Source organism: Vibrio sp. 10N.239.312.D08 (assembly GCF_041466145.1).
GTDB lineage: Bacteria > Pseudomonadota > Gammaproteobacteria > Enterobacterales > Vibrionaceae > Vibrio > Vibrio crassostreae_C.
This window is the reverse complement of the sequence record NZ_JBFSSD010000022.1, coordinates 17,159-26,363: the sequence shown is the minus strand read 5'-3', so window position 1 is coordinate 26,363 and position 9,205 is coordinate 17,159. Positions and strand designations below refer to the sequence as shown.

At 44.0% G+C, this 9,205-nt stretch carries 19 protein-coding genes; 8 read left to right on the top strand and 11 right to left on the bottom strand.

Annotated features, from left to right (window positions below):
* Positions 1 to 62: 62 nt before the first annotated feature.
* The 4 genes from AB6D58_RS13290 to AB6D58_RS13275 all read right to left on the bottom strand — a co-directional run bounded on the left by AB6D58_RS13290 (position 63) and on the right by AB6D58_RS13275 (position 1,503).
* Complete coding sequence (locus tag AB6D58_RS13290) at positions 63 to 524, bottom strand: hypothetical protein (protein WP_372042082.1); 462 nt, start codon at positions 522 to 524, stop codon at positions 63 to 65.
* 1 nt (position 525) lies between these two features.
* Complete coding sequence (locus AB6D58_RS13285) at positions 526 to 768, bottom strand: hypothetical protein (protein ID WP_102305692.1); 243 nt, start codon at positions 766 to 768, stop codon at positions 526 to 528.
* 212 nt (positions 769 to 980) lie between these two features.
* The gene (locus AB6D58_RS13280) at positions 981 to 1,235 is read right to left on the bottom strand and encodes a hypothetical protein (protein WP_102305693.1); all 255 of its coding nucleotides are present in this window, start codon (positions 1,233 to 1,235) and stop codon (positions 981 to 983) included.
* Positions 1,236 to 1,296: 61 nt separating this feature from the next.
* Complete coding sequence (locus AB6D58_RS13275) at positions 1,297 to 1,503, bottom strand: hypothetical protein (RefSeq protein WP_081230226.1); 207 nt, start codon at positions 1,501 to 1,503, stop codon at positions 1,297 to 1,299.
* A gap of 184 nt (positions 1,504 to 1,687) precedes the next feature.
* Here AB6D58_RS13275 and AB6D58_RS13270 point away from each other — a divergent pair, with 184 nt between their 5' ends.
* Together AB6D58_RS13270 and AB6D58_RS13265 are read left to right on the top strand one after the other, a co-directional pair.
* Positions 1,688 to 1,843, top strand: coding sequence for a hypothetical protein (locus AB6D58_RS13270; RefSeq protein ID WP_372134445.1), 156 nt, complete (start codon positions 1,688 to 1,690; stop codon positions 1,841 to 1,843).
* Positions 1,844 to 2,149: 306 nt separating this feature from the next.
* Positions 2,150 to 2,509, top strand: coding sequence for a hypothetical protein (locus AB6D58_RS13265; RefSeq protein WP_372105006.1), 360 nt, complete (start codon positions 2,150 to 2,152; stop codon positions 2,507 to 2,509).
* Between the two features lie 26 nt (positions 2,510 to 2,535).
* Here the strand turns inward: AB6D58_RS13265 and AB6D58_RS13260 are convergent, their stop codons facing one another.
* From AB6D58_RS13260 to AB6D58_RS13240, 5 genes are all read right to left on the bottom strand, one after another.
* Positions 2,536 to 2,787 carry a hypothetical protein gene (locus AB6D58_RS13260; RefSeq protein ID WP_372069103.1) on the bottom strand — a complete coding sequence of 84 codons (252 nt, stop codon included), beginning with the start codon at positions 2,785 to 2,787 and terminating at the stop codon, positions 2,536 to 2,538.
* An 85-nt stretch (positions 2,788 to 2,872) separates the two neighbouring features.
* On the bottom strand, positions 2,873 to 3,385 hold the full coding sequence (locus AB6D58_RS13255) for a hypothetical protein (RefSeq protein WP_372069104.1): 513 nt from the start codon (positions 3,383 to 3,385) through the stop codon (positions 2,873 to 2,875).
* A 179-nt stretch (positions 3,386 to 3,564) separates the two neighbouring features.
* Positions 3,565 to 3,963 carry a hypothetical protein gene (locus tag AB6D58_RS13250; protein WP_372069105.1) on the bottom strand — a complete coding sequence of 133 codons (399 nt, stop codon included), beginning with the start codon at positions 3,961 to 3,963 and terminating at the stop codon, positions 3,565 to 3,567.
* 47 nt (positions 3,964 to 4,010) lie between these two features.
* Positions 4,011 to 4,367: a hypothetical protein gene (locus AB6D58_RS13245; RefSeq protein WP_372069106.1), complete on the bottom strand. Its 357-nt coding sequence runs from the start codon at positions 4,365 to 4,367 to the stop codon at positions 4,011 to 4,013.
* Between the two features lie 60 nt (positions 4,368 to 4,427).
* Complete coding sequence (locus AB6D58_RS13240; protein WP_372157506.1) at positions 4,428 to 4,919, bottom strand: hypothetical protein; 492 nt, start codon at positions 4,917 to 4,919, stop codon at positions 4,428 to 4,430.
* A gap of 174 nt (positions 4,920 to 5,093) precedes the next feature.
* Here AB6D58_RS13240 and AB6D58_RS13235 point away from each other — a divergent pair, with 174 nt between their 5' ends.
* Both AB6D58_RS13235 and AB6D58_RS13230 read left to right on the top strand, forming a co-directional pair.
* Positions 5,094 to 5,417 carry a hypothetical protein gene (locus tag AB6D58_RS13235; protein WP_154724134.1) on the top strand — a complete coding sequence of 108 codons (324 nt, stop codon included), beginning with the start codon at positions 5,094 to 5,096 and terminating at the stop codon, positions 5,415 to 5,417.
* Positions 5,418 to 5,458: 41 nt separating this feature from the next.
* Positions 5,459 to 5,977, top strand: a complete 519-nt coding sequence (locus AB6D58_RS13230; RefSeq protein WP_136987017.1) for a hypothetical protein — start codon at positions 5,459 to 5,461, stop codon at positions 5,975 to 5,977.
* A 49-nt stretch (positions 5,978 to 6,026) separates the two neighbouring features.
* Here AB6D58_RS13230 and AB6D58_RS13225 read toward each other — a convergent pair whose 3' ends face one another.
* Positions 6,027 to 6,740: a hypothetical protein gene (locus tag AB6D58_RS13225; protein ID WP_372157504.1), complete on the bottom strand. Its 714-nt coding sequence runs from the start codon at positions 6,738 to 6,740 to the stop codon at positions 6,027 to 6,029.
* 178 nt (positions 6,741 to 6,918) lie between these two features.
* Here AB6D58_RS13225 and AB6D58_RS13220 point away from each other — a divergent pair, with 178 nt between their 5' ends.
* Entirely contained in the window at positions 6,919 to 7,134 is a 216-nt protein-coding gene (locus AB6D58_RS13220; protein WP_081230236.1) for a hypothetical protein, read from the top strand.
* A gap of 10 nt (positions 7,135 to 7,144) precedes the next feature.
* On the opposite strand, the gene AB6D58_RS13215 is transcribed toward AB6D58_RS13220, so the two are convergent.
* A complete protein-coding gene (locus AB6D58_RS13215) occupies positions 7,145 to 7,342 on the bottom strand; it encodes a hypothetical protein (protein ID WP_081230237.1) in 198 nt (65 codons plus the stop codon).
* 407 nt (positions 7,343 to 7,749) lie between these two features.
* Here AB6D58_RS13215 and AB6D58_RS13210 point away from each other — a divergent pair, with 407 nt between their 5' ends.
* From AB6D58_RS13210 to AB6D58_RS13200, 3 genes are all read left to right on the top strand, one after another.
* The gene (locus tag AB6D58_RS13210) at positions 7,750 to 8,082 is read left to right on the top strand and encodes a hypothetical protein (RefSeq protein ID WP_081230238.1); all 333 of its coding nucleotides are present in this window, start codon (positions 7,750 to 7,752) and stop codon (positions 8,080 to 8,082) included.
* A gap of 57 nt (positions 8,083 to 8,139) precedes the next feature.
* Positions 8,140 to 8,469 (top strand): type IV conjugative transfer system protein TraL, encoded by a 330-nt coding sequence (locus AB6D58_RS13205; protein ID WP_136987019.1) that lies wholly within the window; start codon positions 8,140 to 8,142, stop codon positions 8,467 to 8,469.
* A gap of 62 nt (positions 8,470 to 8,531) precedes the next feature.
* Positions 8,532 to 9,200, top strand: coding sequence for a TraE/TraK family type IV conjugative transfer system protein (locus AB6D58_RS13200; RefSeq protein ID WP_372128033.1), 669 nt, complete (start codon positions 8,532 to 8,534; stop codon positions 9,198 to 9,200).
* Positions 9,201 to 9,205 lie beyond the last annotated feature (5 nt).

Here is a 9,205-nt window from a genome sequence, read left to right as displayed (position 1 = left end):
ACAATCAAATATATGAATATAGTTGCTTAATAATTCACTCTAAAAAGCCCTGTCACCAACAATCAACCTAGAAAATATTGTCGATACGCCGTCGAGCGTCGGAACCACATCATCTCTACGCCAACAAAGCGACTCAGTTCACCATAAGCCTGTTTCATTTCACTCATCAAATCTGATGTTATTTCAAAGAGTTTGTAATAGATAACTTCATACTTTCGCTCGTTAAGTTTAGCCAATACTTGATAGGTAGGGTCTACATAGTCGCCATCAGCCAGTTTGAGCCAGCAGTGTTCTATCGGTAGCCAAGTGCCGCCACAATTCACCATCGCAACCCCGTAAACCACACAGTCTGCATTCAGTAAATTCAAAGCCAGAGCGCTGTTGTCATAGCAAAACGACGGAATTGTTACTTGCTCTATGACGGCCAATTTGTCATCAGGAAGGTCAGTCACCGTGACCCCCTCCATGTGGTCAGGATTAACGCAGATCATTTTCGCCATTTCTGGACTCGCTTGAATACTCATACTATGCCCACCACGGTTTGTTGCAGGCCCAAACAATGGTTGCTCCCGCTTCATATTTGCATTGCTCTGCAAAGTCATGAGCCTCTTCTGAATGGCCAAAGCTTTCATCGGTATCAATACCGAACACATCTGCCGCATGACCGTTCAGTCTTACGCCGAAGCCTGTGAACTGATTGGCTTTATCAAGGACTTCATAAATCGTTGCTGTGTTTTCTTCTGTATTCGTTGCTGTATTAATTGACATGATATGAACCTGTTATTGGTTGAGGACAGGTTCATTATGCGTAATGAAATATGCCTTCCCCCCAGAACGAGACGATGGCCAGCAATTTAGGGTTTCAGAGGCATTTACGGGGGGAGTTGGGGGGAGTAAGCGTTGTTAGCATGCCGAGTTTAGAGAGCGCAGTGCCATCTCACACAGACAGTATCACCTCAGTGACAATCAATGACATCAATCTAACAGGTCATGATCTTGTAATGCCCCATTGTCCCTCTTAGAAATTCTTTTGATACCCTCTTAATGTGCTCGATATCCGAGTCGTTGAGTTCCGGGTAGTAGTTGACAACCAAGGCACGCACCGCCGCATCACGACTGACATGGATACCCAAATCTCTTTCAATGACATTCACAAACTCAGGTTTACCTGAACCGCGAATACCTTGATCACGCTTCCGGCACGTCTTGAAGATAGCCCACTCTTTCTTGCTCATCGTAAAGCCCTTATATTCTGGATGCGCTCTGTATTAACGCGACGCGACCTTGACCACCAAATCAATGAATGGGGGTTAACGTCATACTGAAATCAGGTGCCACCCATTGCTTGAAGTCACCGGAATGAACAACAAGTTGAAGCTTATAGCCAGTACAATTGAGCTCTTTTTTAGCAAGCCTCACTAGAGCTAGACCTGTTTTGTCCGTTTTAAATTCAACGGTCTTTGATGTGAATGCCGAGTGCAGTTCCGCTTTAAATGTTTGCATTAAATATCTCACTCTGTTCGTTAGATATCTCCAGTATCCACCCCCTTACTTCCCTCGCCCCCCATTTGGGGTTTGGAGTGATATATGCCCTACACACATTGATCGAAAGGGGGGGAAAATAGTGTGCAGCCATAGAATAAAAGTTCAGGTACATAAACCGTCATTCAAAAACAGGGAGAAGAGCATGAGCCAAACCATTACCGTGTATTCATCGAACTACCATCACGGAAGCAAGTCTGATGGCGTATCGAGCAACGATCTGGAACCGTACATCTCCAACAATTACGCCTCTGAATGGCTATCTAATCTCTCAAGTGCTCCCCGTTTCGTGCGAAAATAAACTCTATTACGTACCCGTGATGCATGATGGTGGAAGAAATAAAGTGAGTCTTGGCCAACAGAGAGAGTTTAAGACTCACAGCCTGCCATCGAATCAACGCTCGACATCCACTCCAGGTATGAGCCACCAGCCCTGAGCGCCTTCACCTAAATTCAATGATTTTGTGACATCTTGTGCGATAGGCTTGAGCGTTCCCCGTCAATTAGCAAGCCGTTTTCCTCTCGTAGTTTAGACTACAGCCCGGACAGTTAGGTTAAGGTTCAATTTCGATTCACCAAAATCTCGCCCTGACAGGACACCAACGGTATGAACAGTGTTGAAAATTACGAAGTAGGATTAGTGTTTTTCCTGCTCATCATTAGCTTCATAAGTACATGGGCAGCGGTGATCATGGATAAAGTGGGATTGGTGGAAGTTAGCCTTGTTTCAATGGGATTAGCAATCACGCAATCGTGGGATACGCTCATCAAGCAATTGTACTTGGACATACTGGCTCTGGCTCCTGAGATGGACCCATTCATGAGCGTTTTGGTGACTGGGATACTAACGGCAATCGTTGTTCTCGTGCCTCTTGCTGCCATTTTGTTTAGCCCTTTTCCCTTTATTGATGATAACGGGAAGATCAGCTTAAAATATTTCCTATCGATATTCGCCCGCAAAAAATGAGCCTATCCATTTCGTCCTTAGCAGAATTAAACTAAACCATCGTAAATGTATGAAGCATGGGTGTGTCCAACGATAAAAAAGAAGTCGATGTTCAACGCATCCCTAGACAACATCTCCTCGGTGACAATCAGGCAAGGAACACGAGAGCCATTGCATAGAATGTGTCCTACCTCAAGTTTGTCTTTTTCAGCCTTAACCGCATTAGGATATACCGTTTTTACATCAGCTTCAGCTCGCTGCTGATCTGTTAAGTGACGTTCTACAGATGATTTTTTCATATTAATTTCCTGATATTAAACTTCGCTAATCCAAGGTAATCGACGTGACTATCCACATCGACTGCCTTCATTTCTGCTTAAAGTGTTACAAGGAATCGTCTTGTACGACAGTTCCAATTGTCTGCTCCGTTGTCAGGTTCACCAAACGCATGTCACAGACTCGCGCCACATTTTTAACCAAGCATGCCACCTCATCGTCCGGTCCAGCGTCATATCCGTTTAGATTCGTTCTCAGCAACGCATGAGGCAAAATATCAGCGAGTGGTTGTTCGAAGTCGTAGTCATAGTCGTCTGAAAACATCGATATGGTTTCCGTCAATGATTCAAAGGTGCTGTAAGTCTTAAATACCGGCTGACCTTCACTAAACTCGTTGTAGCCATGAGTCGTGATGATATCCAAGAGAAAGGGCTTCCCATTTTTCGGTACGACCTCTACTGCACCAAAATTAAGGATGCCATCAAAGTCATGACCTTTAAGGGTAATAACCAAGGCTAACTGAGCGATTAGGTTTTGATTACGTTCTTGTTGGCTAGGTACTGTTGATATCGCTGCTTTATCGGTCTGATTCGTTTGAGGTGCTGCAATTACTTGTTCCATGTTCAATCCCTTGTGTTATTCACTTAGTTGCTTGGAATGAGTCTATACCTGCCGCTCTGAATGGACAAAAAAAGACGGGGGGAGTTGAATTAAAATGGGGGGAGTCCAATGACATATGCCTGCGCTTTCGATGCGACTACCTAAGTCCTTGAATGTAAGCCACCAGCAAACATCAGTAGTTACTGAATGGCTAACACATAGTTTGGCAAACAGTTAACACGTAGAGCACGATAGATCGGCGTGTTGTTTTCAGATGAGCTGAATTTCGCCGTTTCAATGCAATAAAAGTGGGGAGCTTGTGATTGATAGGGACAATAGCCTACATATGACGCAGCGTTTGTTTCAAAAGGCTCAAAATCAATTAGCGTACCTCGGATAACGGCATGCACCAGTTTCGATTGCTCGCGTTTAACCCTTGCTTGCCCCTTCTCGCTTACGACAAACTCACAGTCAATCAATGACACTGAGGAAGAGTAGCCAATCACCTTTCCATAAGACTCTTTCTCTCGTGACCGAATAGAATACACACGCATCGTATCGGTGGAGCGATGTAAGTTCAGATACACATCAACTTTCATGTCATGATCTCCAAGGCGTTAAGAGAAAGAATCGAACAAGGTGTCCGTTAGCAATAACGAGCTTCATGAGCAGCTTTGAGTTTTTCCATCAATGACGACAAAACAGCGGCTTCCGTTTCAGGCAGGGAATCACGAGCGAATGCTTCTAAGAACTCGAAATCCAGCGCTTCATATGTAGCATCGAACTGACACACCTCATCCGGAGCTTCAACTGCTGTTCTTTGCATGTCATCCAATAGTTTGCAATGGTCTAGGTATTGCTCGGTCGTTCCATCAAGTAACTGTTTGGTTTCAAGCCAATGAAGGAGCCTTTCCCATGCCATGTCTTCGTCCGTGGCATAAACAAGGTATGATTCTGGTTCGAAACCTTCTGCGTGAGTAACGACTAAGTACGGTTGTTTCATGTCTACCTCCAATTTAAAACGTTAGGGACTGGGTGCTGCCCACGTCCCGTTCCAGTTAGGTTATGCCAGTTCGTGAGCGTGCTTTGTCGCGATGTCCACAATTTCGCTTTCGAGGAATTCCTTGATTTTACTTTTACGAATTTGCTTCAAGTTCTTGGCTTTAAGTTGCAAGTCTTCAATGGTTTCCTTGCTGGAGGCAATTTTCGATTCCCAATACTGAAGTTCGGTAGGATCGGATTTCAGCTGAACCTTATATTCTTCAAGATCACATTGAGCGTCATTGACCACCCATAAGTGAGCAAGCAAATCCAATCTCGATTTATCTAAGATATGACTTTTGCAGGCCAGCATCGCTGATCGTTGGTCTTTATGCTCAATGAAGGAAAAGCCTGAATTTTCAGGTAACGAAGGCATGATCACTTCTACAACCTCATTGCCTTTACTGTCGTAACCACCATCAGCACTTGGGTACTTCGATAGCATTAGAACGCCGCAATATGCGATCTCATCATGAATGACTTGATACCAACTGTTGCCCCAAAACATTGCCATGAGATTTCTCCAATCTGTTGTGTGTGATGACAGCTAAAGAATAGATTCGACCTATCTCCCCTCCCCCCACTCACTGTGGCAAGTCAATCGCTATCTACCGTGCTAACCAATACGGGGGGAGCCCTTACATTCATCCACTAAAGTATCTCTAAACCGCAATCACGGAGATGCAGCATGAACAACCTTACTTTTGAAACTTGGGTGGAATCCTTTAAACCAATCATCAATGAGAATGGGGGTAGCGCCATCTTCCTTGATGAAAAATGCATCTCATTCGAAACCTATGGCAACGACCTAGAAACCATCAAAAAAACCGACGCCAGTCGAGTTTGGACGATCATTGAGATTGACGTAGATGAAGAAGAGGATGAGCTGGGGGAGCCTATCGACAGTAAATGGGTGATTGTCAATGGATGCCATTGGGTTAACCGAGTTGCCTACATCATTACTCAAACGCCATGGCAAGACGGCAGTGACTACGAGATCACTTACGACTGATACAAATCACACAGACTCCTGAAAGGCAAAGAGAGGCTAATATGGACATGAATAATCAAAAAATCGTCGCTAACGATCTACTCAAGGCAAGAAGTACTGCTGATCCATCAATCGTATTGGAATGTGCTGATGGCAAAGTACGCATTTATTCGTTCCCAATCTCAGACCAAGACAGCAAAGAAAAGATGACCATGGCGCTGCGCGTTCTTATGGGTAAACTCAACGTGCTCAAATACACGTTCGTTCTAGAAGCTTGGATGAGTACCAACCCAGACATCAAACCTTCGATGTCGCCTACACGACAAGAGTATATGGTGTTTTTGATCAATGACCGTGTAGACGAGACATGCACATTCTGGCCGATTCAAAGAAAAGAAGATGGCTCTGGCTTTGTCACCGAAACACACGATGTAAACCAAAACGGACAATCCGGTCTAATGTGCGATTTGTTTGACACTGAGCCGTATGAAAAACTCAGTTTTACGAAAAAACGAGCGATCGACAAATTGGTTCTCAGACTACTGAACATGCGTGCAGAAGCAACGCCAACCTTTCATTAGTTTGGTTGTTCCCATGTAAAAAAGATCACCATTGTGTGCTCTTTTTCAGTTAGGCGACTTGTGGGAACTTCCTTTCCGGTTCGCCATCTCTCACCAACTCATAAAGCATTGGTTCATAATGGTTTGTGGCCATCAGTATTAAATAGACGGGAACACCTTGGTCATACAGTGATTTTTGAAACACTTTGACTTCTTTCACTGTCATTGAAGCTGTGCGTTCCCTCATCATTCGCGCTTCACTGACCATGCTATCCGAATAAAATTGCCCAGCCTTGGAGTTGACCTTCAGGTATGGTTGAATGCGCTTACCCAATCGGTCTAACAAGAATTGGTCACTAAAACCCGACCGCTTCAATCTCAGAACCTTGTCCTTCAGTTGTTTCCTTCGATCAAAGACGTAGCGCTTTTGTTCATTGACCAATTGAGCGGCCTTATCCGTGAGTCCCTTTTTGTTTTTGAAAATACCATGCCTTGCGAGTCCCAATAACTCATGTTCATTCACTGTCGTTGATGAGGGCGAACCATCAAGGTTATACCGGGTATAGCAAGCTTGATAGCAATTAATCAGCGCCAGCTTGTACTCTCTGCTGGTGAAAAAACGGTCCAGAAAAAAAGAAACGTCTGCCTGACTGAACGATTGACACAACGTTTCTTGCAAAGCGGCACCAGCTCCGATGGCAAGAGGTTTGAGAGGCTTTCCTGACAAAATGGGAAAGCGTTTGAATGCATATTGTTGGATTTGCTCTTGAATAACACGATCCATGTTTACCCTCTTCGGTTGTTCCATACCCTCATCATTGTATCTAACTGAGTTTACAGATTGACAAATAGCGAGAGCAAAAGACGAAATTACCCAACTCAACAAAATGGACTGGTAAATTGCTAAACTGTCATGGTTTTCGTCGTATAACAAAGTTAGTGCATAACTAGCGAGATATAGTATGACGCCTGAATTTGAAGCAAAACTCGACCGCTTGAATAAACTTCGAAAAAACGCAATGAAAAGCAATGCGTTCTCGGATGCTGCCAAAGAACACGAAAAAGCCATCCAACAAACCGACAGCCACTCCCCTGCCACCACCAAAAAGACCAAAAAGAAAGGTCCCAAATCATTAGCGGAAATCTACAAACCGCATACACATGAAGAAACCCATTAGATAATGGAATCTAAGAATGGGCGCTGCTGGTGGTATTCGCGGATACCCAATCTTTGATATACGCCGAAAATGCACTCTGGTCAGAGATATGCCCCGAGCAAGCCGGTTGACCCGTAAACTCCGCTTTTCGTTTAGCAATAAAAGCCATGAACTCCCAATTGGTGCCAGTTGGACACCATTGTTTGAAAGCCAAATATCGTTCATTCATGATTCTTCTCCTCGGCAGAAACGCTGTCTATTGATAGTAACGTCCCCTCGTCAGAGTACCTAGAAACCTCCCCCCGTTTGGTATCGCTGGTGGTTGAAATCATCGCCATCGAAGCCCTTTCTATTCTGGCTGCAGCTCTGTACTCAGAACCCGTCATCCGCCTGAAATATGAAAGTCACAGATGGTCGATGCATGGAACTCAATAAAGCATATTGATTGTCAACAATGAAATTTTGGATAAATCAAGATTTTGCCACATAAAAATAAGCATAAATAACAGGTGCTTATGTAAAAAAACAAATAAACCTAAAAAAACGGCTCACTATTTGGAATTCAAAATTAGGTTACCTGCAATGATTCAAGGGCCTACTTAAAAGGTATTTACCGGAATTATTGGAGATATTTCTATGCAAAATACAATCAACGTCAATGATGTACAAAAAGTAGATTCAAAGACGACATACCTCGGCTTAATTACATTCGCGCTTATGTTTTTTACCGTCTCGGCCATTGCCGGTTCAGGTGGTGATGCGTTCCAAGGCCTATTTGATGAACTAGTGAGCTTTGCTGAAGGTGTTCCTGGACAAATTATCGCGTTCTGTTCTTTCGCAGGGATCATCATCTTCTCAATGGTTCGACCAAACCTTATCGGTCTTGGTGTTTCTGTCATCATCATGCTGGTGCTGGCGCAACTTCAAACCATTATCACTACCATGCTAACTGCCGGTCTTCCGGTATAAAGCAACAGATGTCTCTGGGCCTTATAGAAGAGGCCCAGAAGTACATAAGGGGGTCATATGAGTAAGTTAGACATCAATAATGATGCTCGTCCTCAACTACCGAACAATCAAACCTATGTGCCACTTCGAGTAAACGACAAACAATCGGTGATCGGAATGGAGTCGGATACAGCGGGGATTTTGCTTGTCGGTATCGCTATCGGACACATCAGCAAGAACCTGTTACTTATCGGTGGAATTGCCATTCTTTTCGCTCTCGCCTATTCATGGGTCAAAGATAACTATCCCAAAGGTCGGCTCAAACACATGTTGTGGTGGGCTGGAATCATTAACTTTAAATCCCGTAAATCGTTTCCAGAAGCATTTAACCGTACTTATTTTCGCTAACTCTTTGTAGCGATCCGTTTTTAAATTCTATGTGTTGTTTTAGCAAAAGTTTGAGGTTTGCTATGAATATATTTAACCGTAAAAAAAAGGGGCAGGATGAGTCTGAACTGGAGCATGATTCAGATTCGAATGTCCAACGTTCTTGGCAAGCAGCCATCGACCACAGCAACAAAATGACGAAGATGATGGGGCTGTCCATCATTATCTGCGCATTTCTAGCGTTTAAGGTAATGACAGCGAAACCCATCACCGTTGTTACCCCGCCTAATTTCTCTGAAGAAATTGTCATGATAGGCAACAAAGCCAACTCAGGTTACAAGAAGCAATGGGGCATATTCATTGCCAGCATGCTTGGTAACGTGAATGTCCGTAATGTGGATATTGTCTTAGATACGCTCAAACCAATGCTCTCCATACGAGATTACGATGCATTGAATGAGCAAGTGATCAGTCATGTGAAAGCTTTAGACATCAGGGACCAAGTGCAAGAGTTCAACGTATTAGATGTGTTCTACGATAACAAATACGACAAAGTGATTGTTTACGGCGAGCGTAAGCTTACTGAGCGGAAGAATCGCGGCAATAAAAACGATGAACGCCGTGCAGTACGCTGGACATACGAACTCAAGATTGCCAATGCACACGGTAGTCCAAAGATGAAGTCCATTGACCAATACGAAGGCGCTCCGCAGATAGAACGCAATCGTATCGAACGCAAGCAAGACAAGTAGGTCCC

Bases quoted from the DNA above. Each gene is read 5' to 3' on its own strand.
- AB6D58_RS13290 (WP_372042082.1), bottom strand. From the start codon at position 524: ATGAGTATTCAAGCGAGTCCAGAAATGGCGAAAATGATCTGCGTTAAT.
- AB6D58_RS13285 (WP_102305692.1), bottom strand. From the start codon at position 768: ATGTCAATTAATACAGCAACGAATACAGAAGAAAACACAGCAACGATT.
- AB6D58_RS13280 (WP_102305693.1), bottom strand. From the start codon at position 1,235: ATGAGCAAGAAAGAGTGGGCTATCTTCAAGACGTGCCGGAAGCGTGAT.
- AB6D58_RS13275 (WP_081230226.1), bottom strand. From the start codon at position 1,503: ATGCAAACATTTAAAGCGGAACTGCACTCGGCATTCACATCAAAGACC.
- AB6D58_RS13270 (WP_372134445.1), top strand. From the start codon at position 1,688: ATGAGCCAAACCATTACCGTGTATTCATCGAACTACCATCACGGAAGC.
- AB6D58_RS13265 (WP_372105006.1), top strand. From the start codon at position 2,150: ATGAACAGTGTTGAAAATTACGAAGTAGGATTAGTGTTTTTCCTGCTC.
- AB6D58_RS13260 (WP_372069103.1), bottom strand. From the start codon at position 2,787: ATGAAAAAATCATCTGTAGAACGTCACTTAACAGATCAGCAGCGAGCT.
- AB6D58_RS13255 (WP_372069104.1), bottom strand. From the start codon at position 3,385: ATGGAACAAGTAATTGCAGCACCTCAAACGAATCAGACCGATAAAGCA.
- AB6D58_RS13250 (WP_372069105.1), bottom strand. From the start codon at position 3,963: ATGAAAGTTGATGTGTATCTGAACTTACATCGCTCCACCGATACGATG.
- AB6D58_RS13245 (WP_372069106.1), bottom strand. From the start codon at position 4,367: ATGAAACAACCGTACTTAGTCGTTACTCACGCAGAAGGTTTCGAACCA.
- AB6D58_RS13240 (WP_372157506.1), bottom strand. From the start codon at position 4,919: ATGGCAATGTTTTGGGGCAACAGTTGGTATCAAGTCATTCATGATGAG.
- AB6D58_RS13235 (WP_154724134.1), top strand. From the start codon at position 5,094: ATGAACAACCTTACTTTTGAAACTTGGGTGGAATCCTTTAAACCAATC.
- AB6D58_RS13230 (WP_136987017.1), top strand. From the start codon at position 5,459: ATGGACATGAATAATCAAAAAATCGTCGCTAACGATCTACTCAAGGCA.
- AB6D58_RS13225 (WP_372157504.1), bottom strand. From the start codon at position 6,740: ATGGATCGTGTTATTCAAGAGCAAATCCAACAATATGCATTCAAACGC.
- AB6D58_RS13220 (WP_081230236.1), top strand. From the start codon at position 6,919: ATGACGCCTGAATTTGAAGCAAAACTCGACCGCTTGAATAAACTTCGA.
- AB6D58_RS13215 (WP_081230237.1), bottom strand. From the start codon at position 7,342: ATGAATGAACGATATTTGGCTTTCAAACAATGGTGTCCAACTGGCACC.
- AB6D58_RS13210 (WP_081230238.1), top strand. From the start codon at position 7,750: ATGCAAAATACAATCAACGTCAATGATGTACAAAAAGTAGATTCAAAG.
- AB6D58_RS13205 (WP_136987019.1), top strand. From the start codon at position 8,140: ATGAGTAAGTTAGACATCAATAATGATGCTCGTCCTCAACTACCGAAC.
- AB6D58_RS13200 (WP_372128033.1), top strand. From the start codon at position 8,532: ATGAATATATTTAACCGTAAAAAAAAGGGGCAGGATGAGTCTGAACTG.